21 protein-coding genes are annotated in these 22,447 nt (G+C 45.8%); 5 read left to right on the top strand and 16 right to left on the bottom strand.

The genetic code is table 11. From position 1 onward, the window contains the following. Positions 1-81 precede the first annotated feature (81 nt). Positions 82-1,320, bottom strand: a complete 1,239-nt coding sequence (locus R7R24_RS09435) for a leucine-rich repeat-containing protein kinase family protein (protein ID WP_054577672.1) — start codon at positions 1,318-1,320, stop codon at positions 82-84. 223 nt (positions 1,321-1,543) lie between these two features. On the opposite strand from R7R24_RS09435, the gene R7R24_RS09430 reads away from it, so the two are divergent. Then, positions 1,544-2,440 (top strand): 1-aminocyclopropane-1-carboxylate deaminase/D-cysteine desulfhydrase, encoded by an 897-nt coding sequence (locus R7R24_RS09430; RefSeq protein WP_191116013.1) that lies wholly within the window; start codon positions 1,544-1,546, stop codon positions 2,438-2,440. A 39-nt stretch (positions 2,441-2,479) separates the two neighbouring features. On the opposite strand, the gene R7R24_RS09425 is transcribed toward R7R24_RS09430, so the two are convergent. Together R7R24_RS09425 and R7R24_RS09420 are read right to left on the bottom strand one after the other, a co-directional pair. After that, positions 2,480-3,022, bottom strand: coding sequence for a hydrolase (locus R7R24_RS09425; protein WP_191115995.1), 543 nt, complete (start codon positions 3,020-3,022; stop codon positions 2,480-2,482). Between the two features lie 150 nt (positions 3,023-3,172). Further along, a complete protein-coding gene (locus R7R24_RS09420) occupies positions 3,173-4,033 on the bottom strand; it encodes a LysR family transcriptional regulator (RefSeq protein WP_086495063.1) in 861 nt (286 codons plus the stop codon). A 99-nt stretch (positions 4,034-4,132) separates the two neighbouring features. Between R7R24_RS09420 and R7R24_RS09415 the strand changes: the two genes are divergently transcribed. Together R7R24_RS09415 and R7R24_RS09410 are read left to right on the top strand one after the other, a co-directional pair. Beyond that, on the top strand, positions 4,133-5,197 hold the full coding sequence (locus R7R24_RS09415) for an HlyD family secretion protein (RefSeq protein WP_025625303.1): 1,065 nt from the start codon (positions 4,133-4,135) through the stop codon (positions 5,195-5,197). Between the two features lie 9 nt (positions 5,198-5,206). Continuing rightward, on the top strand, positions 5,207-6,226 hold the full coding sequence (locus tag R7R24_RS09410) for a DUF2955 domain-containing protein (protein WP_054577670.1): 1,020 nt from the start codon (positions 5,207-5,209) through the stop codon (positions 6,224-6,226). Positions 6,227-6,468: 242 nt separating this feature from the next. Here R7R24_RS09410 and R7R24_RS09405 read toward each other — a convergent pair whose 3' ends face one another. Both R7R24_RS09405 and R7R24_RS09400 read right to left on the bottom strand, forming a co-directional pair. Continuing rightward, entirely contained in the window at positions 6,469-7,497 is a 1,029-nt protein-coding gene (locus R7R24_RS09405; protein ID WP_047103352.1) for a methionine synthase, read from the bottom strand. Positions 7,498-7,527: 30 nt separating this feature from the next. Next, positions 7,528-8,502 carry a DUF1852 domain-containing protein gene (locus tag R7R24_RS09400; protein WP_139059381.1) on the bottom strand — a complete coding sequence of 325 codons (975 nt, stop codon included), beginning with the start codon at positions 8,500-8,502 and terminating at the stop codon, positions 7,528-7,530. A 1,101-nt stretch (positions 8,503-9,603) separates the two neighbouring features. Between R7R24_RS09400 and R7R24_RS09395 the strand changes: the two genes are divergently transcribed. Both R7R24_RS09395 and R7R24_RS09390 read left to right on the top strand, forming a co-directional pair. Beyond that, on the top strand, positions 9,604-10,521 hold the full coding sequence (locus R7R24_RS09395; RefSeq protein ID WP_005376731.1) for a leukocidin family pore-forming toxin: 918 nt from the start codon (positions 9,604-9,606) through the stop codon (positions 10,519-10,521). Positions 10,522-10,596: 75 nt separating this feature from the next. Continuing rightward, positions 10,597-11,280, top strand: coding sequence for a topoisomerase I (locus R7R24_RS09390; protein ID WP_191115997.1), 684 nt, complete (start codon positions 10,597-10,599; stop codon positions 11,278-11,280). 66 nt (positions 11,281-11,346) lie between these two features. On the opposite strand, the gene R7R24_RS09385 is transcribed toward R7R24_RS09390, so the two are convergent. The 11 genes from R7R24_RS09385 to R7R24_RS09335 form a co-directional block, all read right to left on the bottom strand. Then, positions 11,347-12,051, bottom strand: a complete 705-nt coding sequence (locus tag R7R24_RS09385; protein WP_191116014.1) for an ABC transporter ATP-binding protein — start codon at positions 12,049-12,051, stop codon at positions 11,347-11,349. Between the two features lie 22 nt (positions 12,052-12,073). Then, complete coding sequence (locus R7R24_RS09380; RefSeq protein WP_191115998.1) at positions 12,074-13,357, bottom strand: ABC transporter permease; 1,284 nt, start codon at positions 13,355-13,357, stop codon at positions 12,074-12,076. 2 nt (positions 13,358-13,359) lie between these two features. Beyond that, a complete protein-coding gene (locus R7R24_RS09375; protein ID WP_149192479.1) occupies positions 13,360-14,574 on the bottom strand; it encodes an ABC transporter permease in 1,215 nt (404 codons plus the stop codon). After that, positions 14,571-15,842, bottom strand: a complete 1,272-nt coding sequence (locus R7R24_RS09370) for a TolC family protein (protein WP_191115999.1) — start codon at positions 15,840-15,842, stop codon at positions 14,571-14,573. Before R7R24_RS09370 ends, R7R24_RS09375 begins: the two co-directional genes overlap by 4 nt. Next, positions 15,835-16,968 (bottom strand): efflux RND transporter periplasmic adaptor subunit, encoded by a 1,134-nt coding sequence (locus R7R24_RS09365; RefSeq protein ID WP_064354161.1) that lies wholly within the window; start codon positions 16,966-16,968, stop codon positions 15,835-15,837. The genes R7R24_RS09370 and R7R24_RS09365 overlap by 8 nt, the downstream gene beginning before the upstream one ends. 217 nt (positions 16,969-17,185) lie before the next feature. After that, positions 17,186-17,746: a GNAT family N-acetyltransferase gene (locus tag R7R24_RS09360; RefSeq protein WP_086046924.1), complete on the bottom strand. Its 561-nt coding sequence runs from the start codon at positions 17,744-17,746 to the stop codon at positions 17,186-17,188. Between the two features lie 3 nt (positions 17,747-17,749). Further along, a complete protein-coding gene (locus tag R7R24_RS09355; RefSeq protein WP_191116000.1) occupies positions 17,750-18,175 on the bottom strand; it encodes a GNAT family N-acetyltransferase in 426 nt (141 codons plus the stop codon). A 19-nt stretch (positions 18,176-18,194) separates the two neighbouring features. Next, a complete protein-coding gene (locus R7R24_RS09350) occupies positions 18,195-18,950 on the bottom strand; it encodes a class I SAM-dependent methyltransferase (protein ID WP_086046926.1) in 756 nt (251 codons plus the stop codon). A gap of 25 nt (positions 18,951-18,975) precedes the next feature. Then, positions 18,976-19,608, bottom strand: a complete 633-nt coding sequence (locus R7R24_RS09345) for a class I SAM-dependent DNA methyltransferase (RefSeq protein ID WP_191116001.1) — start codon at positions 19,606-19,608, stop codon at positions 18,976-18,978. Between the two features lie 161 nt (positions 19,609-19,769). Then, a complete protein-coding gene (locus R7R24_RS09340; protein WP_086046927.1) occupies positions 19,770-20,285 on the bottom strand; it encodes a protein disulfide oxidoreductase in 516 nt (171 codons plus the stop codon). Beyond that, entirely contained in the window at positions 20,282-22,393 is a 2,112-nt protein-coding gene (locus R7R24_RS09335) for a protein-disulfide reductase DsbD family protein (RefSeq protein WP_191116002.1), read from the bottom strand. The genes R7R24_RS09340 and R7R24_RS09335 overlap by 4 nt, the downstream gene beginning before the upstream one ends. Between the last annotated feature and the right edge of the window lie 54 nt (positions 22,394-22,447).

The following is a 22,447-nucleotide window of genomic DNA, read 5'->3' as shown; positions in this document are numbered from 1 at the left end:
ATTCAATTGAGAGGTATCGACTTTGCTCAGTATTAAAACGAGCAATTCGATACCTCTTTCTAATTTCAATTGTATGAAATCTTATGCGGCAAGCGCTGCTAGTCGATTGAATGCTTGCGATGCCGATTCCGACGCTTCACACACTGAAAACATATCTTCGATAAAGCACTTCAACGCTCTCGATTCAATGGTTCGGATTGCCGCTTGCTGCTCGTCCGATAAATAGCCGTAAATGCTCGCCGCACCAAAATCGCCGAAGATCATCTCACCTTGGTCATTCACCAAAGTATTGTGCGCATACAAATCGCCATGGCACACCTTGTTATCGTGCAGGTGATTAAATACGTCCACCATTTGCTCAACAATGTAATACACTTGCTCGACCGTCAGCGTAAACCCTTGTGGGAATGTATCTCGGGTGCAAGTTTCCAGCGTTGGCGGCAAGCCTAAGTTGTAGTAACTGTTTGGGATCAGCTCCATCACCAAGGCAAGCTCATTACCGTCATCCACCTGCGCGATGGATTTCACCAAGTTGTTGTGATGCCCGGCTTGCAAACATGCTTCCAGTTCATCATGTGGGTAGCCGTCGCTGGTCACTTCACCCTTGAACACTTTCACCGCAACTTCGTTCGGGAAGTCGTATTGAGCGTCAGTCCAGTTAGCATGAGAAATCACGCCACTCGCACCTTGGCCAAGAACATGGTTAAGTGAGTAACTGTTTGTGGTCACTTTAGGCACGCTGTCTAGCGAAGATGGATGTTTGCAGAATGGGTTACCTGCGAATGCAAACCATGCCAATTTAGGCAGCTTCATCAACACATCCGGGAAATGCTCTAACTGGTTTGCAGATAAACGAATCAATTCTAAATTGACCAAGTTTTCCATGCTGTTTGGCAGTTGTTTGATGCGATTGCCCGCCAAAGCAAGCTTTCTTAGGCGCGGTCTTTCACCCAGGCTGTTTGGCAGAACTTCAATCTCGTTGTCGGTCAGAATCAACCAACGTAACTGAGTTGGTAGTGAGGCTTCACTGACTACTTTGATCTTGTTGGTTTTAAACCCAACCATCTCAAGGTTTGGCAGCTTGCCCAACACCTCTGGCAGATGGGTGAACAGGTTGTTGGAAGCAAAGATGATTTTTAGCTTGGTCAGCTGTTCCAGTTCTGGTGGTAAATCTGACAGTGCGTTGCCAGATAAATCTAACACTTCAAGCGTTTCTGCAAGCTCTAATATTTCCATAGGAAACTCAGTTAGCCCTTCCGCCAACTTCAGTTGTTTCGTTCCTACTGATTGTCCTGTTTTTAATTGTTCTAGAGTTTGCAAAACCAAGCCTTCTGATTGAGTTGAAATAAGCGGCGTAGTGTACGTGGCTTAAAGCAGAAAGGCGAGCCGTGGAATTGAATCCCCTGAAACCAAAACGGCAAAACATCAGGAATAACGAAATGGTTGTACTGAAACACAGACTTTTTATCTGGGTTTAATGGCGTTACACTACGCGCCCTTTTTAAATGGCAAAGGTGACACGGTTTATTCCGTCAGCATCGACATGAAACTCTCAGAAAGTCCTATCACCCAACATAGCTTTAATGGGCGCAAATTTTTCCTTAAACGTGACGACATGCTCCACTCCCACTTTTCTGGGAACAAAGCACGTAAGTTTATGACGTTAATGGAAGAGCAAAATCCCGACATCACCACGTTAATAAGCTTTGGCTCCGCTCAATCTAATGCCATGTACTCGCTAGCGGCTCTCGCCCAGATTAAACGTTGGGCATTTGAGTTTTATGTTCATCACATTCCATCTTGGCTAAAAAGCTCCCCCATCGGAAACTATCGCGGCGCTCTCGATTTGGGTATGAAAATCACCGCCATGCAAGACATCGGTAGCGAACTCCACCCTAGTGAATACATCCACCAGGTCCGAAGATTAGATGAGTCGACATTGCTTATTCCAGAAGGTGGACGTTCCCACCTCGCTGAAGCTGGCATCAAACAGTTAGCACGAGAAATTCTTGATTGGACGCGATTGAGAGGTAAAGAGCAGTTTGCGGTCGCCCTGCCATCAGGCACTGGCACGACGGCTTTATATCTTCATAAACATTTAAGTCCACACGGCATTGAAGTGCTAACTTGCCCTTGCGTAGGCGATGCAGATTACTTAACTGAGCAGTTCAACCAGCTCGGTGAAAACAGCCACCCAACCATTTTAACCATCCGCAACAAACACCATTTTGGTCGCTTGTACGAAGAAGATTACATCACATGGAAAGCACTCTTTGAGCAAACCGACCTCGAATTTGACCTGTTATACGACCCGTATATGTGGCAATGCCTCACCCCTTGGTTGGAAGAGAACACAGATAAAACGGTGATTTACATTCACCAAGGCGGGTTACTTGGCAACGAGTCGATGTTGCCAAGATATCAACGAGAATTTGAATAGCGTGTTCAGATAAAGTTGTTGCTGATTACAATGATTACACTATTTGATGAGCGCCAGAATTTCTTTGAATTCAGGTGCTCGGCAATCTTCGACCATTTCATACAAACACATTTCTAGCCCAGTGAGCACCACACCGTTAGCGGTTAGCTTCGCAAGAGCGAGCGCTTTATTAGCAGCGGTTCGGGAAGATACACAATCCGTGACTAATTCAACGCGATAACCGGACTGGCGCAGAGAAACCGCGGTTTGATAGACGCAAATGTGGGATTCAATACCGCAAACCAACCAGGTATCAACTTTCGCATTCTCCACCGCGATCTTAAACGTCGCCTCTTTGCAACCATCAAACGTGTACTTGGTAATAGGTAAATGCGTGCTTTCAAGCACTTCACGAATCGGCTCCGCGGTTGGGCCCAACCTTTCTGGATTCTGTTCTAGCCACAGAATAGGCAAATCTAGTGCTTTGGCACCCTTTACCAGTTTCGTGATATTTTCAATCAGTGCGTCGCTCTCATGCATTAATGTAGCGAGTTTGCCCTGAACATCCACCACAATCAGGCCCGTGTTTCCTTTCGACAACATTTCCATCTCCTATCTTGTGCGACCATAAACCATACTCAATAAGTTGAGTAACAGTTAATGTATCAGAACCCTTTCATGTTAGAGCAATAAAACCTAGAAAGACGATCTTCGCTCACACATTTGCCCTTAGTTAAGGGTGGTTTGAACTGACTATTTAAATTTCTCTCGAATTAGTTCAATCAAGGCTTTGACTTTATTGGGCAGAAATAAGGCCGAGGGATAAATCAGAGTAAGATGCTGCTTCGGATGCGCGAATTGAGGCAGCACCTCGACCAACAAACCGTCTCTCAGTGCAGGCTTGGAATGAATTTGAGGAATAAACGCGATGCCGTTTCCTGCTATCGCCATCGAGCGCAGCAAGTTGAGGTCGTCCGAGCGCAACGCCACATGCAGATCTGAATCGAGCAAATCGGCATTGTAACGATTAGTTAAAAGTCGATGCTGCTTAAGATCTTCCACCGTTTTTACTGGCGGATGCGATTCTAGATAGGCTTTTGACGCAACAAAGTGACTACGATAAGGCAAAAGACTGAACTGCACATAGCTGTCATCGGTGACTCTGACCACGCTCGGAAGAAGCTGCAAATCAAACGATTGACGCTTGAGATCGACACTCTCTTGATGGTTTTCAATCTCGACCGAAATATCCGGATACCGCGTTGTGTACTCGGTGATGATCGCGTTAAACGCGGCAGAGCTCATCAATGCGGAAGGAATGGCTAAACGCACCTTGCCCGTCAGCTCTTGTTGATATTCATGCATGGCATTTAAACCTTGCTGAATATGGTCAATAGGCTGCCCCACCAACTCAAACAAGCGTTTCCCGTGCTCCGTCAACTCAATGCTGCGTGTTGTGCGGATCAAAAGCTGTACCCCGAGCGATTTCTCTAATTCTTGCAGGCGACGACTCACTTTTGAGCGTTGTAGTTGATTCGCCTCTGCCGCTGCACTTATACCGCCGTGAATCACCGTCTGAGTGAATAGGTAAATATCATCAAAACTAACGTTCATTGTCCTATTTTTAGGTCATTTATGTTCGTATTATCATTCTACTGAATTGTGAGTGACTTCTCTATAATCCGCTATCCAATATGTTTAACGGAACTTGTAATGACGGCTGACCAAAAATTCAAACACTGGATGCGAACTTTGATTGTCCTGTTCATCGTACTATTTTTGTACATTATCATTGCTGACCGCCACGCCCCCTTAACGACCGAAGGACGAGTGCAAGGATACGTTGTCCAAGTCGCGCCCGAGGTATCTGGCAAAGTGACCGACGTTCTCATCGAGAATAACCAGTCCGTTCAAAAAGGCGATGTGTTGTTTACGATTGATGATCGTAAATACAAGATAGCGCTTGAACAGGCGGAGCTGTCTCTGCAATCCGCTTATGAAAAAGAAGCAACGCTGTATTCTCAACGCGAAGCCGCTCTTGCCAATATTGCCCGCGCACGAGCAACATTTGATAATGCACACCGCGAGTACAACCGCTTACTGACACTATCGAAGCAGAAAGTCATCTCTCAATCGACACTCGATAATGCCTTTGCCCAAAATCAGGTATCACGTGCAGCGCTTAAAGCGGAACGACAAAACTTAAAAGTCATTGAGGCGCAATTAGGCGATCAAAAAGGTCAAAGCACCGCCGTTCGAATTGCCAAAAATGGCATCGAAAAGGCGCAACTTGATTTGGCAAATACCGCGGTACTCGCTCCCAGTGATGGTGTCGTGACCAACCTGCAACTAGAAGTTGGCACGATGGCAAACACCAACATGCCATTGCTGACATTTGTACCAACAGGATCACTTTGGGTAGCCGCTGATTTTCGTGAAAAATCCGTCGCGAACGTAGACAAGACTTTCCACGCCTTGGTCACATTTGATGCCAACCCAGGTTCAGTGTACGACTTTGATTTAGCTAGCCGCGATTACGGTGTAGCAGCCGCACAACAAACGCCTAATGGCGCACTAACCAAAGTGGAAGTGAACAACCGCTGGGTACGTGATGCGCAGCGTACACGAGTGAACCTAACCAGCAGCGAAGAGTTACCACCAGCACTGTTTGTCGGCTCTCGCGCTACCATTGTTTTGTACCCAGACAACAGCATTTTCTGGCAGTTGATGGCGCAAGCACAGATTCACCTCGCAAGCTGGTTCCACTTCATTTACTAGGCGGCGACAATGAAAACCTTACGAATTTGGTTCGGCTGCTCTTTAGGGCTCGCGCTAAGCATGATCTTCGGTTGGTCTTACGGATTTTTTGCCATCATGATGCCGCTGTTTATATTGGGCAGAATGGACCACTTTAACCTAGCGGCTTTATTGATCGTGTTTTTCTCTGCGGTGTGGACAACCATACAAGCCACATTTTTACTGGAATACTTGCAGTTTCATCCAACATTAATGACCGTAGCCGTTGGAATCATGATGCTGTTTAAGTGCATTGCAATGATGAACCAGAAAACCTATTTGTTTGGTTACATGGGGCTGTTGGTGGGTTCAATTGTGTTGAATTTTGCCAGCTATAACTTCATGGATATTGAAGAGTTCAACGTCAACATGTGGGTGATGGCGTTCAGCAATATTTTTGTTTGCGCATTCGCGTATTGGTTGTTCCCGGAGCCAAAATCCCCCGCCGAGCACATTGAGATGTCGACCCCAGTAAAAAGCGATATTGACTACATCAGCCAAGTTGCTATGGGTTGGGTAGTGGCGATGGCGGCATTTATCGTATTCCAAGTAGCGGACTTATATGACTCGCTGTCCGCACAAGCTTCCATTTTGATCATCCTAACCCCAATGACTTTAGCGGGCTCGCTCGCCATGGCAAAAATTCGCATCATCGGCACCGCACTAGGCTGCATCGCAGGGATGGCTGTTCAGCTGATATTGGGCAGTTGGTATGGGCATGGGCTACTCTTTTGGCTCGCCTTTACCATTGCAATGGGGCCATCCTGCTTATGGCTCACAAAGGGGCAAATTAAAGCGGCTATCGCGTTTTCTGCCATGTCTGCCCTATCGGTTCCGCTGACGACTTCATTGGTGCCAGAACAAAAAGACGCGTTCTTTTCGATCTTGTACCGTTTCAGCTCGATTTTCGTTGCGGTTCTGCTCACCGCGATGGTGATGTGGGTGGTGCATCACTGGATTCGTGTGATGTTGCTAAAGCATCCTGAGATTAAGAACGTGGAGTTGAATTAAATCTGGCCGAGGCTGGAAATGGGAAATGTATGCCGCTCACTTTACTGTGAGCGGTATTTTTATTTAAAACGGTCACCCTGAACATCGAGGAACGAGCGTGGTTCAGGATCTACTCACCGAGTGCTGTGAAGTTCTAAGGTTATCGCCATTTCCTAGCGAGCTGTAACCCGATTCCTAGTCTCGTTTAAACTCGCTAGATTGACCCTAATTTTAGTTCATGGTGCGGAGCCTAAGTATTAATATCAACCCACCAACTCTTTACGAATGATCTCCGCACCCGCACTTAACGCATTGAGCTTAGCGGTCGATACTTCACGAGACAAAGGTGCCATACCACAGTTGGTACATGGGTAAAGCTTGTCGGCATCAACGTACTTCAACGCCTCTCGCAATGTGTTCGCTACTTCTTGTGGCGTTTCAATTTCGTTGGTAGCGACGTCAATCGCACCAACCATCACCTTCTTACCGCGAATCAACTCAAGTAACTCAATAGGCACTCGTGAGTTATGACACTCAAGCGAGATAATATCGATATTCGACTGCTGCAATTTAGGGAATACTTCTTCGTATTGTCGCCATTCAGTGCCTAGCGTTTGCTTCCAATCCGTGTTCGCTTTGATGCCGTAGCCATAGCAGATATGCACCGCCGTTTCACATTTCAGCCCTTCAATCGCACGCTCTAAACATGCAATGCCCCACTCGTTCACATCATCGAAAAACACATTGAACGCAGGCTCATCAAACTGAATGATGTCGACACCTGCAGCTTCAAGCTCTTTCGCTTCTTGATTGAGGATCTTTGCAAATTCCCAAGCCAGCTTTTCACGGCTACCGTAATGATCATCATAAAGCGTGTCGATCATCGTCATAGGGCCTGGCAGCGCCCACTTGATAGGTTGCTTAGTTTGCTGACGCAAGAACTTGGCATCTTCAACAAACACGGGCTTTGTGCGGCTCACTGGGCCAACCACAGTCGGAACACTTGCTTCATAACGGTTGCGAATGGTCACCGTTTTACGGTTTTCAAAATCTACACCGCTTAAATGCTCAATAAAGGTCGTCACAAAATGTTGGCGAGTTTGCTCGCCATCACTGACGATATCAACGCCTGCCAGTTCTTGTTCTTGCAAAGCGACACGTAACGCATCGCGTTTGCCATCAATCAGTTCTTCACCTTGCAGTTTCCACGGTGACCAAAGTTTTTCTGGTTCCGCTAGCCAAGAAGGTTTCGGCAAGCTGCCAGCCGTTGAAGTCGGTAATAGTGTTTTCATCGTCATTCCTTTCTAGATTCTCGTTGTCGATTACGCGTAGCTTGCAGACCATTGTTCAAGCACAGATTGATAAGGTTTGATGAAATGCTCCTCGGCAAATTTCCCTTGTTCAATCGCCAGTTGGCTGCGCTCTTCTCGGTCGTAAACGATTTGAGTTAGCGAGTGGTCTAGGTTTTTTAAGTTTGGCTGGTAGCAATTACCGGCAACCGCGTTGGCATTGTAAATCTCAGGTCGGTAAATCTTCTGGAATGTCTCCATCGTGCTTATCGTGCTGATAAGCTCTAGGTTTGAATAATCGTTCAACAAGTCACCGAAGAAGTAGAATGCCAATGGTGCAACACTGTTTGGCGGCATAAAGTAGCGCACCTGTAAGCCCATCTTTTTGAAGTACTGCTCCGTCAACGAAGATTCGTTCGGCTGATATTCAAAGCCCAAAACAGGATGTTGGTTTTCGGTGCGTCGATATACCTTGTTGTCCGATACGCTCAGACAAATCACTGGCAGCTTTTTGAAATGCTGTTTATAAGACTCAGAATTAACGAAAGCTTTGAACAGTTTGCCATGCAAATCACCGAAGTTCGCTGGGATGCTGAACTGTGGCTGGTTTTTGTTGTGGTCCAACAGCAAAACGCTAAAGTCGTAATCACGCACGTATGAAGAGAAGTTATTGCCCACAATGCCTTCGATGCGCTCGTTAGTGTTGTGATCAACAATGTTAGTTTTGAGCACTTCAATCGATGGGAAGGCTTCGCCACTACCCTGGATATCCATATCAACAGAGATGATTTCAAGTTCAACTGAGTAACGGTCACCTTGCGCGTTATCCCAATATGCCAACGCATTAAAACGATTGTCGATCATTCGGAGCGCATTGCGCAGATTCTCTCGGCGGTAGTTTCCGCGAGCCAGATTAGCAAAGTTGGTAGTGATTCGCGTATTGTCTGATGGTTGGTAATTCTCATCAAAGCGAATGCTTTTGATAGCAAATGTGAAATCGTTATTCATCGTGAGTTGGTATCCTATTTCCTTAGATAAAGCAGACTTTTCCTAACTCTGTGCATGGGGACATTTTTTGTTTTTTGGTTTTCCCAATCGTTAGGTTGCACAGCACTTACGACGAACGGTTCGTACAAAAATGACCGTCGCAGTGCCTAACACCAGAGCAGTCCTTTTTTATACTTGCTTCACGAGTTGAGTAATATTGGTATTGTTTCACATTGAACATGAAGGAAATTCATAGTGGGAGTTCCAACCCTAAGAGAGCTATCGTAGATACTGTTTTTCATTGACACCAATACACGTAACTTGGCGAGCATATTGCCAATATATGTAATTAAGAAACTGATAAGGGATTAGCAGTACGTAAACCAGTTTTAAGCCGAGAAAACGCATTGTATAAACAAGGCACCAACTGGAATATAGGACAGCGTAACTTAAATAGTACTTTTCATGCTCCATCGTTTATTCAAGCATTCGTTTAATTAGAAGTACGTTACATTTATATTCTCGGAAACATGATTATTTAATTATCTTATTTATTTCTTTTTCTATCTTTACCATCTTAAACGTAAAGTTTAATTTCCTGCTGTAAAAGCATATATAACTTCATACACGAACATGACAACTTCATTGACGGACGTTATCACTCAACTATTACATTTTAAGTTCTAAAAAACCAATAACAAAAAAACATAAACCACTGTTTTAATTTGAATTAAGCCCATAAGCCCGAGATGACCACATAACGATACTTTACTTAGTTTGGTATAACAAAAACCCTAAAAATAACATGGCCAACATTTATAAAATTCACTTTTATCAATAAAAAAGCTCAATATAACATTAGAAAATTAAAATTAAGCAATAACTTAAAAAGGCAAGACTTAATAACCAAATACTTATTTATTATAGTTGAGAGGTGAATTTAAAAACTATGAGACATTAATCCCACGAATCTATCCTTTTTCTTTTTTTAATAAAAAACAAGATGCACTATTTCACCGCTCATTTATTGAGCTTGAATTTATAACCTGTCCATAATTATAAAGTGCCCATCAAGATAGTTTAAAACAAAAGTCTTTATGGGCTGACTAATAGGAAACAATAATGGAAAAACAGCATCTTTCCGCGAGTATTATCGCACTCGCTTTACTTGGTTCTTTAGCACCAGCACATGCTGAAGATACATTAAAATCTTACACTTCGACGTTGCTTCAGCTTGATGATGGTGATGCACGCTCGAAAAAAATCCGCTTAATTTATTCTTTAGAAAATGTCTGGAACCAATCTTTACTACCAAATGGCGCTAAAGAAGCTAAGTTGATCCTAAATGGCGGCTCTGGCTTCGACATGACTAATGTTCCAAACAAAGAACAAATCTATGGTTTTGCCACTGGGGGAGATTACCGTTACACCGTTCCAACGGCTTTTAAGCTGGCACTGAGCTATTTAAATGGCGCCCCTTTACGCCACATGAGCCATGCTCCAGAAAACACCATTGCAACGGCATCTGTCAGTGAGTCGCTAGATTTTAACCTTGGATTCAGTGCTTCTACTTCTCCAAATATTAGTGGGGGAATCTCCTGGAGCAACCGTGTAACGTACGACCAGCCAGAGTTTCAAACGGTTGCCGATTTTAACCAAGCTAACGAAAGCATTAATTGGTTAATTGAAAACAAGACTATCCGCCATAATACGCCAGCTAAAGACTGGTTATTGTATCGCTGGACCAGTTGTGACATGGGTAATTTGATTGATTACAATGAGTTACCTGTCGTTATGCGTTCAGATTTTAAACCACAAGTCGGCGTCGTATATAGAAAAAATGACATTCAAGATGGCCTAGATACATCAGAGGTCAAGCTGGTTGCTGGTTGGCGAAAAACCAATTACTACTTTGGTCGCGACTGGTGTAGCTGGTATACCACACCAGAAAATACCTGGAAGAAAAATCGTGATAGCAGTCAATGGACAGAGACTAGCCGAGCCGTAACTATCTCTTGGAATGACGATCTCTACCACTAACTTATTAGCCTGCGGCCACGGAATAAATAAGTGGCCGCCGTATTTACTAATGAAATAAACGGTAAGACATGACACATGACAAGTAACAAAAAACTCTTGACTGGATCGGCGCTAGCACTTGGTGCAGTACTCGCCATATTTCTGATTAATTCAAATAACAAGAATGCCCAGACCGAACCTGTTGCAAGCCTTGACGAGCAAATCAAGACAGAAGACGCTGCGACAATAAGTGTAACGCCTCCTGAGAGCAATGCTGCTCAAAAGGTGGTTACCGCTCCAACACCACTAAGTCGCAATGATGATACTTCCGACGTCATTCCAACTACACCTTGGATATCTGCCCCATTAAATGAACTGAGCAATGAACTGTACGATTTTATTGAAGCTGAACAGGTAAGTTACATCAGTACGACCGACTATCCATTCGACGAGAAAAAGCAAAAACAATTGCGAACATTAGCTAAGCAAGGGGTTCCTATCTTGTTTGACAATACGGAGTCATCCTATTTGGATAGCTACGGTGTCAGCGAAACCAAAGTCGTATCAGAGTATTTTGGTACGGCGTCTGAAGGTGATGTCATCATCGCTACCGGAGTACAGAATGCAGATGGCAGCATTCATTATCTAGTTTTGCCTTTGAAGAGCAAAGATCTCAACGATAACAGTAAATTGATTGAGGACACTAAGCTCGCAATCACTCTACTTAAAGAACAAAAGCATGACTTGATAAAAGAGAGACAAAACGAACATCGCGAATAAAAAGTAAAGGGAGATAGCCTCTGTATCGCTATTTCCCTTAAAACTCAGTTCTCAATTAAGAAAAGCTCATTTCTCCCTACTTACCGGCACCCTATCCGAAATTACCTTGCCGTCTTTGATGGTGATGATGCGTTTAGTGCGCTCTGCCAGAGCGTTATCGTGCGTCACGATGATTAAGGTTCTACCTTCGGCGTGGAGTTGGTTGAACAGAGCTTCGATCTCAGCACCAGATTTTGAATCGAGCGCGCCGGTTGGCTCGTCAGCTAGGATGATTTGAGGGTCGTTGCCCAAGGCTCTTGCAATCGCAACTCTCTGCTTTTGACCACCAGAAAGCTGGTTTGGTTTATGGTCTAAACGATCCCCTAGCCCGACTTGCTCTAGCAATTTAGCTGCGCGCTGGCGACGTTCTTTGGCTTTGATGCCAGAGTAAACCAACGGCAGTGCCACGTTATCAAGCGCCGTCGCGTATTCCAATAAGTTAAAGCTTTGGAAGACAAACCCGATCTTTTGGTTACGAATGCCAGCCAACTCATTCGCACTTAAACTTGCGACGTTTTGGCCGCCAAGTTGGTACTCGCCATCGGTGGGCTTATCTAAACAGCCGAGCATGTTCATTAGCGTTGATTTACCCGAGCCAGACGGGCCAAGAATCGAAAGAAACTCACCTTGATTGATGGTTAAGTCTACGCCGTCGAGCGCACGTACTTCCGCCTCTCCGCTTGAGTAGTATTTGCAGATGTTGGTTAGCTCAACAAGCGGCTGGTTCGACATGTTCTCTCCAGAGTTATTGTTGTTATTCACTTTGTAGCGCCTCCAATGGGCTGACTTTTGCGGCTCGGTTTGCAGGTAACCATGCAGATGCCACACCAATTATCACTAAGGTGAGGATGACAATCGCGACAACGACCCACGACAACTCAGGGACAGGTTTACCCAGTTGTTCATAAAAGGCATTGCCCTCTAAAGGAATGGAACTGATGGCAGACACCAGCGCGTACGTCACGCCTAAGCCAAGCGCGCCCCCCATCATCATTGTCAATAAAGACTGCACTAAATAGTGCATGCGAATGGCCGTTGGGGTTGCACCGACCGTCATGCGCACGCCGATATCACGCGTAGATCGCTTTACGGTGGCATACATCACATTGGCGATGCCAACGCCAGCAACAGCTAACGTCACGAAGCCGATAATGCCAAGAAAACTCTGCAAACCTATCAGGAACTGCTGCATACTCTTTTGCTTAAGGAACATATCATCGACTTGGACGATCTGCTCATCGCTGACACTTGCCCCGTGCTTACGGGCAATCACTTGCCTTATCGTCTTTGCTAAGGCTTCTCGGTCTACATTCGCTTGTGGCTGCACATTGATGCCACCAATTTCACCGTTGACATGAAATCGCTTCCACGTCGCTAACGGCACAAAGCTGGAATAGTTGATAAGATCCCCCAGCTCTATTTGAGCGCTGTTTTTCTCCAATACGCCCACAACGGTGAACTCCTCATTGCCGATTTTTACCTTTTTCCCCACAGGGTTGACTTGCAATGTGACTGTCGCAAACCAACTAAAGTCCTCATTCGGGTTGAATAAGTCGGCTGCCAGTTCATAACCCAGTACAACGACTTTGCGCGTCTCTTTTTGATCGAGTGGATTTAACCATCGCCCCCCCGCCATCGGCACCAAATTGGTCATGGATTGAAACTCGCTCGTGACCGCTAACGGCTCTTGCCATGAGTTTCTATCACCAACGGTGATGCGCTCTTTCCACTTCGCAGTTGGCGCAACACTTTTTACATCGGGTAACGCTCGAACGACCTCTGAATCGTCCATTTTTAATGTCAGAAATTTACCTTGGTGAAAAGCACCGTGGTCGACGGTGGCCATCCCTCCGGTCAAATAAATCAAGTTGCCGTTACCATTTTGTGCGGTTTTCAATACGCCCTGACGAATACCCTCACCTACCGCCAACATAGCAGCGATACAGAGGGTCGCCCACGCTACAGCCAGAATGGTCAAACCCAATCTCAGCTTTTCTGCAGCCATTTCTTGGAAAATTTGTCTCATCGGTAACAACATGACTAGGCCCTCGCACTCAAAGCAATGACTGGCGTGAGACGCGATGCTCGCCTTGCTGGGAAATACGATGCCATCAATGCCAAGATAAGCGTCACAAGTAAAGACCAAGCAATGGAATCTGGCGTGATCACAGGCAAACCAATCCATTCCGGTAATGCCATGCTGCTTAAGACAGATACCACGGCATACGAAAACATCAGACCTAATGCCGTGCCCACGGCTACCAAAATAAGCCCCTCAAGAATAAACTGACTGAGTATGGATTTTTGAGTCGCCCCGATCGCCAAACGCACACCGATTTCACGCGTGCGCTCCGTGACAGATAAAAACATGATGTTGGCAACGCCAAGCGCACCGACCGCCATGGTCATCGCGCCACTCGCTCCGAGAAAAATCTGAATGCCACGCAAAATTCCACTGATGACCGCCGCACCTTCACTAAAATCGGGTAATTCGACCGCATCTTTATCACTTGGGTCAAAATGAAGCTGCTTGGCGAAAAAGTTCACGATATTTTGTCGAAATGACGATGCATCCATCCCTTCTCTCGGCTTCATCAATACCATCCAAGGTTTCGCATCCCACAAATCGCGGTACGTTGTTTGAGGAATGAAAACCGTGCGGCTATCGCCGAATGAAATGCCAGTGTCCTCACCAACGGTTATCCCAATCACCAAAAACGGAATGCCGTTGACTTTGAGCCTATCCCCGATTTGGATTCCACCCATTTGCGCAATTTGATCGCCTAACACCGCCACGCGAGTGTGGTTGTCCATATCACTTGGTGACAGGTTTCTCGAACCGGATTGCAGCTTGCGTTGCATTAAAGGAAAGTAAGACGTATCAATACCGCTGACCGTACTCGATAAATTCTGTCCTTTGAGATTGGTGATATTCGCATCCCATTTGGCGTAAACGCTCGACGCCAGTTGCACGAAGCCCGACTGTTTGATCATGTCGACTTTTTCTTGTGGAATATCAATTTGTCGCCTTGAAGGTAATCCTTGCCACGGTTTACTGGTGCTCGATGGAAACACCACTTGCACATTGTTGATCATAAATGAAAACGACTGGGTCTGATGGCGATAAAAGCCTTCGCCAAGTGCGATTAACACCACCACAGAGATCACGCCCCAAGCAATCGCGATAATGGCTAGCACGCTCTTCATGCGGTGCGCCATCAACGTTTGCCAAGTTTGCTGCAACAGGCTGCTCATGAATGAAAAGCCCGAGAGATCAACGCCATGGTATCGTCATCGAGTTTCCCTGCGGTTTGCAGTAAGCCGATTCTCTTACGCCAATAGCTGTACAAGTTGGTTTGCAGACTGTTTTTCGCCTCAAACAAGCTGTTGTGTGCACTGATAACTTCCGACACTTCAAGCAGGCCAGCATCGTAAAGTTTCTCTTTGCTTTGCAACACTCTGGCGCGCGACTCAACCAGCTCATTCGCTATTAAAACTTGATTCCAATTGATATCGACCCGCGTAAACTGCTGAATAACTCGTTTCTGAATATCAATTTCCACTCTACGCATATCTTGCTTGGTGCTTAAAATGTTCAACGATGCTTCGTCCACTTTCGCTCGCACTGCACCATTGAGGTCAATCGGCAAACTCAAACTAATCCCAGCGTTAAACTCGCCGTTTGAACGATTGTCACCATCGCTGTAGCCCACACTGCCTTTGACGGTCGGGTAGTATCCACCTTTAGCTGAATCTTTCGCGAACTCGCTCGCTTTCACCATCTGCGCCGCCACCAACAGCTCTGGACTGCTGTCTTTCGCCAGCTTTAGCCATTGCTCCTGGGAGTCCACCAACATCGGCGGCTGAATTAAAGAATCCGTTCGAATTTGGTCGACACTCTCCGGCATTTGATTGATTAACGCGGCAAGCTCTGCTTTTTTCACTTCGAGATCGGCTTTTGCATTGAGGATACTTGCTTGCTCAGAAACTTGATTCGCTCGCATTTCTTCGACATCAACCGACTTCACTTTGCCTGCTCGATAGCGTTTCTCGATGATGTTGAGAAGCTCCTTCCCTTCTTCCAGCTTGGACTGCGCTAATTTGAGGTCGCCCTGTGCGCTTGCCACATCTAGGTAAGCAGTGAGAAACTTCTGCGCAAGCTCGTTATGCGATTGAGATAGCTCTAACTGTGCTTTGAGATAATTGGCATTCGCTTGATCCAGTTCCGACCACAAACTGCTATCCCAAATAGTTTGAGATAAGGTAGCACCGTAACTGTTGGAATGGCTTGAGGACTCATTCCAATCCGCTGACGCACTAGCACTTAAACCCGGTAATAACGCACTGCGGCTACTCTGTACGCCAACCTCGCCAAGCTGGACGCCGATTTTCGCTTTTTCGTAATTTGGATCGTTCTGCTTTGCTTGTTGCCAAGCTTGTTCAATAGAAATTGCGTAGGTCGGCAAACTGAGCGTGGCAGCCAACAATGCAAAGGCGATTGTTGATCGTTGCAGCTTAACCATGCACCGCTCCCATCATACTGTTGTCGATAACCTCTTCATCAAGCTCCACGCCGTCAAGCACTTCGACATTGATGCCATCTGACAGACCGAGTTTCACAGGTTGTTTATGAAACCCTTGTTCTGAGCTATCGGGGATCAGAACATTCGGTGCGTCACCATCAAATTGCAGAGCGCGCTCCGGTAGCGTGAGCACGTTTTCAGAAGTCTTCAGAATGATTTGAGCCGTCGATGAAAAACCAGAACGAAGCAACACATCTTGTGGGATCTTGAGTTCTCCCACCTCAACCTCAAAACCGTTATCAAAACTTTTTGCCGAGGTATTGCCCTCTGGTGAGTTGAGGTTCTCAGATTGAATCGCCACTTTGGTTAGCACACCAGAAATCGCCACATCAGGATAAGGCGCAACCGTCAACATAACGGGCATTCCCGGAGACAACTGCGCAGCATCATGCTCACTGACGCTACCTTTAAAAATCAGACTGTTCATGTCGGCCAATGACATCATTTCAGTCGCGGCTTGGCTTGATTGAGTCGAAATGATCGGCTCTCCGACCTCAACTTTCTGGTTGAGTACCGTGCCATCAATTGGCGCGTAGATCGTCGACGTTAAACGCGCATCGCCGATCGACGCCTCACCACTGCGGATGAGTTCGAGATTCTGGCGCTTTTGCAATACGTCCGCTTGCGCAGATTTGACTGCCGAGCGCGCACTTACGTATTCGTCGTAGTTACTTGGAATAATATCCTGCTTGACCAAGCTTTCTAAGTTGGACATTTTTTGTTTGGCGGATTCCAGATCGGCTTCGCTACGCATGAGTTCTGCCGATGCATCCGTTAATGCTTGGGGGGTTGGGTTTGGACGCACTTTGATCAGCGGTTGGCCTTGCTTCACCTTTTCACCAACTTTCGCGTAAATTTCACCGACGATACCGTCGATTTGTGACTTGATAGACACGGAGTGTGCAGGGACAATTTTACCAACAGCCACCGCTTGTTTTTCAATCGTGCCTTTTTCCACAATCAATGTAGGCAGCAATTCTGGTTGAGCAGCAGATTGGAGATAGAAATACGTACCACCGCCGAGCAGCGCGAAGCTCACAGCGGAGACAAACCAACGTTTCGTCATTATTTATTCCAACAATTATTGGGTAGTCTAATGACTACTCCTAAAACACAAAGTTGAAGGAATAATATCCTGCTTTAATAGCGGTTTGGTTGTCACAGTTGGTATGGTTTTGTCAGTCGGCTCTGACAATCAAAAACTAAAGAATCATTCAGCAAAGACGTTGTCTACGATGGCGACTAACAAGCTCTGTAACCGCTCGTTTCAACCGCCACCCTTTTCATTCTGAACAATGTGCAAAATGGCGCTGTTCGATATCCTCCAATCGCATATCCATACAGTCTTGCGCCTCACGTCCTAGAGCAGGAAAAACTGCATGCGCTTTTAAAATGCCTTGGCTGATAAAGCCGCATTTCTCCAACACACGGATATTCGCGTGGTTGCCAATATGCGGGGCGGTGCGAATGCGCGTTATACCCAAGCTTTGCAGGTAGACAACGCCAAGTTTGCAGGCTTGGGTTGCATAGCCTTTTCCCCGATAGCGAGCAGAAATACCAAAATGGATTTCACTGCTGTCTTGCTCAGGTATCAGCACCAGACAACCAATAGGAGTTTGAGAAGTGAGTTCTTCAATAGCGAAGACTAAGAGATTGGGAGACTTTTGATCATATTGAGCACACCATCTTTCGATAGCTTCAAGGGTTTGATTAACATTTTGGTGGGCTTGGCGATTGAGGAAGCGGCATGCTTTCTCATCGCCTAAATAGTTTTCAAACAGGGGAGCAGCGTCTGTTGTTTTGAGGTATCTGATTGCCACTTGTTGAGATTCAACTCTCATCATGATTTAGCTCTGATAAACATTCGGTTTCCAGATTTGCATAAAGTTTTCTACTGGAGCAATAGGAGTGAACCCAAACTGTTCGTACAACCCATGAGCATCGCGGGTTGCAAGCATCATACGGCGTAAGCCTTGTAGTTCTGGATGAGCAACAATTTCTGAGATCAACCACTTACTGATGCCTTTACCACGGTGTACCTCCATAACAAACACATCGGCAAGGTACTCAAACGTGGTACGATCGGTAATTAACCGAGCAAAAGCAACGAGTTGATTTTCATCATCCAAAACCGCGAAACAGAACGAATGGCGCAATGACTTCTCAAGGCGTTCTCTTGGAATGCCCTTTCCCCAGTAACTGTTTGAAATGAACTCGTAGATAACGTCTAAATCCATGTCATCTAACGACGTAGTAATTTGAAATCCTTGCATTGTATCCCTCAACATTGATTTATATTTTCTTAGCCACACAGACAAGCGAGTTGGCATTCGCCTCAAATGCTTGCGCTGACCAAGACTGGTACTTCTCTATGATTCTGAATCCCGCTTGTTCAAGGAAAACCTCTATGTCTTCCAGCGGACGATATTTTAAATCAATGCTGGAATACTCAATCGTTCCACCTTCAAAATGGCGCTCTTTCTTCAAATACATGATGGATGTTTGCAAGTCATACTCGGCCTTCATACCTAAATAATTCACTTCACCATAGGTTGGAGAAACATAGGTTTGCCACAGTGCCATCTCATTATCCAGTTCTAGATTCTCTGGCGTTGGTAACCGCGTATCGAAGACAAATCGCCCACCTTTTTCGAGGTGTCTTGATATTGAGCTCAGTGCACCTGCTAGCATCTCATCACTTAAAAAGGCTTGGAATGCATTCCCTGTCATTATGGCTAGGTCAAACTTCTTACCTAACGAAAACTGGGTTGCGTCGAGATGAAGAAAACGCAAGTTACTCCTGCTTTTGGCTTTGTCCTTTGCGTGTTTGAGCATCCCTTCAGAAATATCAATGCCAATGGCTTCGTTGAGTTGCTCAGAGACTGGAATCGTGACAATGCCGGAACCACAACAGACATCCAGTACACTTCGAGCATTGGTTTCTTCGATTAACCTTGTGATAAAAGCAATGTCGTGATGGTAATGCTGGTCGTATTGAGCATCGTATTCAATGCCAGACCCGAACTCGGTTAAATCTTGTGTTTTCAAAAACAATCCTTGTTTGTTACTTATTTCAGCGGTGTGACTTTTTCAGCTCTAGCATCAAGTATCGACACACATAACCAACACCAGATACGTAACCAATCACATTTTCTAGGGAAACCACTTCCAACCCCGCTTGCTGACAGAGTTGCTCAACTTCACTTTCGGTATATGCCGTATGCACGACCGATCCACTATAAGTATTTCGAAGCAAATCTTGTCCATCCGGATCGTGGTATTGAAAGCTGATAAAACATCGTCCATTCGCAGTTAGCTTATGCGAAATGCACTCCAGAAGTTGTTGAGGCTCTGCTAGAAACTCAGTAAAACCAAGTGCGGTGATAAGGTCGAAGGTTTGTTCAAACAAAAGGGAAAATGGCTCATCGAGATTATGAACCGCGACGCTTTGATAGAGGTTAGTTTGGCGCGCTTTATCAACCATTTTGGACGAGATGTCTAAGCCATGGATGGCGAGTTCTGGATAGTGACTTTTTACGACATGGCCGATACTGCCAGTCGCACAGGCTAGGTCGAGAACCGAGCCTTGCTCGATGGGAAAGGTTTTTAACTTCTCAGAAATCCAACGTGGACCGACGTAGTGACTGTCATCCACCAACTTTTGATAACGATCCGACACATCATCATACATTTTTGCTACGTTCATCGTTTCCTCCTTGATAACCAGAACGATGCTCGAATGTAGCACGCAATAAGCATCTAGACACTTATTGGTTAACTAGTTCTTTATGGTATGTGACCGACTGGTTGTTTAGGACAACAAAAAAATCCGATACTCAATATTTTGAATATCGGATTTTTATAGCGTTATCGAGCTAACCAAATTCTCGCTAGTATTCCTATCGGAGTGGTAACGCCAGTTGTGACAGAGGAAGTTTCACCATTTCTTAAAACATAAATGGTTGGGGTCACGCTAATTTTCCATTCGCGCATAATATCGCTTGAAGGATCGTTTATGTTTTCGAAACGATATTCTTTTGCCCTCATAAACTGCGCCACACGCTCATTCGGTCCCGACGATCCAGAAACGCCAACTACGGTGTAGTCATCACTCAGCCAACTCACGCTTGGGCTTACAAATTTACAAGCGGGACACCAAGTCGCCCAAAAATAAACAACGACAGGTTGTTCATAACTTTGCGCGATTGCATCGAAGTGTTCGCCATCGCTCAAGACTGAGCTCAATGGTGGTGACTCCTGTTTAGGAATATCTTTAGTGCGATACCAATCCATCGCGATGGAAATGACGGTGACAATGAGCACCATCTGTACGATTTGAACGAGCCAATATCGGAATGTTCTACGCCGCTTTGTCGAACTCATTGAATAGCTCCCCCACTCGCTTGCTTCACCGCACTTAAAACAACATCATCAGTCAGAATCACAGGTAACGGGATACCTTGCGGCGCTGCCGGGCCATAGACGATGTTAAACGGCACACCGTAACGCCCATGAGCTCGTAAAAAGTCAGTTACCGAGCCGTCCGGATGTGTCCAATCCCCTTTTAACGTCGCTACATTAGGGCTTTGCAGCAATGAGTAGACAGGATCTTGCCAGATCACACCGATCTTGTTCGCTTTACACGTGACACACCAATCCGCAGTGACATCCACAAACACCACTCGCCCATTATTGACGTGATCTTCAATCGCCGAGTTAGAAAGCTTCTGCCACGCTAAGTCCTCAGGAAGCGGTGTCGCCCATTGGTCGGCAGTGACACTACCAAGTAACAGGCCACCAGCTATCAACACTAATGACGCAGTTCCGGATACAGCAAGCGCTTTCTCACCATACACTTTCTTAACTCTTGCCATCATTACAACAAAAGCAACCACAGCGATGAGTGCAATCCATAACATAGGTACATGATTTGCCATTAATGAAAGTAGCCAAACGCTGGTTGCCAGCATCATTATGCCAAACGCTATTTTAACGACATTCATCCACGAGCCAGGCTTTGGTAGTTTCAGCGCGATATTTGGAAACACAGCGACTAAGAGCCAAGGCAGTGCCATACCCAATGCTAATGCTGTAAAGGTTGCAAATAACGTTAATACGTCGGCACCCAAGGCAAACGCCACGGCCGTTCCTAGAAAAGGCGCGGAGCAAGGCGTCGCAAGCAATGTGGCAAACATACCTTGAACATAGTGACCAACTAGGGAGTTATCACCTTTCGAGGCTAGCCATGTATTGGTACCCGATGATAGACGGACTTCAAACAGCCCCAGCATATTGGCCCCAAACAAAGTGGTGACCAACACCATCAAACCTAAGAACCAAGGGCTTTGAAATTGCACGCCCCAGCCAATGGCATTACCTGTTAGCTTAAGCACCAAAATAAAACCAGCGAGAATCCAGAACGACGTTAATATACCAAGTGACGAGGCAACAAACTGAGCGCGAATTTGACGACGCTCGATACCTTGAGCGGCAACAATACTACTTAGCTTCATCCCCAAAACCGGAAGAACGCAAGGCATAATGTTAAGAATTAAACCGCCGAGCAACGCGAATAGAAAAACACTCGTTAGAGACGTGCTCGGCAACGGTTCAACTATTGCCTCAGCAGTTGCTTGAGTGGTTTCTTCTGCTAGTAAATTGGTGTCTTTGATGGTCACAAACAGCGACTGACCATCTAACTCCACATCGCCCAGCCAAGTATCAACGATATAGCTCGCGGTGACGATGTTTCCTTCTTGATGCATTCCTTCAAGCTTGAAGCTATAGTCTCGCGTTGCTTCATCGACACCATCCACCAGCACTTGTGGTTGTTGCCAACCCTGACTGTTCTTTAGCTTGATTTGTAGTTTCGATTGGTTCGCATCCCAACTCGCCTGAGTAACATCAATAAACGGCGATGGCTGCGGCACGTTGCTCACTGCTTGAGCGTAACTGAACATCACGCCTTCATCGACTGTTAGATCAGAAGGCAAGAACGTCAATTGAATTTGATAGTCCGTCAGCACACAAATCGTCGTACAAGAAGAAAGTGTCAGTACCGCATCAATCGTGACAGGTTTGGACATGTCTTCGACGTGCAGCGTCATGGGGAACAAAGTGTCGCCTTTATACCCAAGAGTCTCGATACCTAATAGTTCGAATTTTTTTGGGTGCGGCCATTGCCAATCCACTTTGGATAAATTTTGTGAATTTTGCCAATCAATAGATGGTGCTACGCCGCCCTCACCAGGTGAACGCCAGTAAGTTTTCCAGTCCCCAGCCAACTTGACGTCCAGATAGCCAGTGATTGTTTTGGCTTGCGGATCTTGTTGACCAGTGAGCACAAAGCGCGTTTGCACTGGAGGATGTTGTGGGTTGGTCAGCCAACCTGTATCAGTAGTTTGAGCTGAAACACTCAGAGAGAGCAAACTCAAAGCAAGCGTCATAAAAAACATGGACGCAAACTGAGTCAGTTTAGTAATTTGATTCATAGTGATTCCTAGTTATAAAGACAAAGGTGCTAAATAACTGACGCTAGTGGTCAG

This window comes from Vibrio sp. 704 (assembly GCF_033339295.1).
The sequence above is the reverse complement of the archived record's forward strand: the minus strand, read 5'-3'. Positions and strand labels throughout refer to the sequence as shown.

What these genes read in the sequence shown, in the direction of transcription:
- R7R24_RS09405 (WP_047103352.1), bottom strand. Translation starts at nt 7,497, where the DNA reads ATGAAAACACTATTACCGACTTCAACGGCTGGCAGCTTGCCGAAACCT.
- R7R24_RS09380 (WP_191115998.1), bottom strand. Translation starts at nt 13,357, where the DNA reads ATGTTGTTACCGATGAGACAAATTTTCCAAGAAATGGCTGCAGAAAAG.
- R7R24_RS09375 (WP_149192479.1), bottom strand. Translation starts at nt 14,574, where the DNA reads ATGAGCAGCCTGTTGCAGCAAACTTGGCAAACGTTGATGGCGCACCGC.
- R7R24_RS09345 (WP_191116001.1), bottom strand. Translation starts at nt 19,608, where the DNA reads ATGAACGTAGCAAAAATGTATGATGATGTGTCGGATCGTTATCAAAAG.
- R7R24_RS09400 (WP_139059381.1), bottom strand. Translation starts at nt 8,502, where the DNA reads ATGAATAACGATTTCACATTTGCTATCAAAAGCATTCGCTTTGATGAG.
- R7R24_RS09360 (WP_086046924.1), bottom strand. Translation starts at nt 17,746, where the DNA reads ATGATGAGAGTTGAATCTCAACAAGTGGCAATCAGATACCTCAAAACA.
- R7R24_RS09340 (WP_086046927.1), bottom strand. Translation starts at nt 20,285, where the DNA reads ATGAGTTCGACAAAGCGGCGTAGAACATTCCGATATTGGCTCGTTCAA.
- R7R24_RS09425 (WP_191115995.1), bottom strand. Translation starts at nt 3,022, where the DNA reads ATGTTGTCGAAAGGAAACACGGGCCTGATTGTGGTGGATGTTCAGGGC.
- R7R24_RS09410 (WP_054577670.1), top strand. Translation starts at nt 5,207, where the DNA reads ATGAAAACCTTACGAATTTGGTTCGGCTGCTCTTTAGGGCTCGCGCTA.
- R7R24_RS09365 (WP_064354161.1), bottom strand. Translation starts at nt 16,968, where the DNA reads ATGACGAAACGTTGGTTTGTCTCCGCTGTGAGCTTCGCGCTGCTCGGC.
- R7R24_RS09335 (WP_191116002.1), bottom strand. Translation starts at nt 22,393, where the DNA reads ATGAATCAAATTACTAAACTGACTCAGTTTGCGTCCATGTTTTTTATG.
- R7R24_RS09385 (WP_191116014.1), bottom strand. Translation starts at nt 12,051, where the DNA reads ATGTCGAACCAGCCGCTTGTTGAGCTAACCAACATCTGCAAATACTAC.
- R7R24_RS09430 (WP_191116013.1), top strand. Translation starts at nt 1,544, where the DNA reads ATGAAACTCTCAGAAAGTCCTATCACCCAACATAGCTTTAATGGGCGC.
- R7R24_RS09420 (WP_086495063.1), bottom strand. Translation starts at nt 4,033, where the DNA reads ATGAACGTTAGTTTTGATGATATTTACCTATTCACTCAGACGGTGATT.
- R7R24_RS09370 (WP_191115999.1), bottom strand. Translation starts at nt 15,842, where the DNA reads ATGGTTAAGCTGCAACGATCAACAATCGCCTTTGCATTGTTGGCTGCC.
- R7R24_RS09415 (WP_025625303.1), top strand. Translation starts at nt 4,133, where the DNA reads ATGACGGCTGACCAAAAATTCAAACACTGGATGCGAACTTTGATTGTC.
- R7R24_RS09395 (WP_005376731.1), top strand. Translation starts at nt 9,604, where the DNA reads ATGGAAAAACAGCATCTTTCCGCGAGTATTATCGCACTCGCTTTACTT.
- R7R24_RS09390 (WP_191115997.1), top strand. Translation starts at nt 10,597, where the DNA reads ATGACAAGTAACAAAAAACTCTTGACTGGATCGGCGCTAGCACTTGGT.
- R7R24_RS09355 (WP_191116000.1), bottom strand. Translation starts at nt 18,175, where the DNA reads ATGCAAGGATTTCAAATTACTACGTCGTTAGATGACATGGATTTAGAC.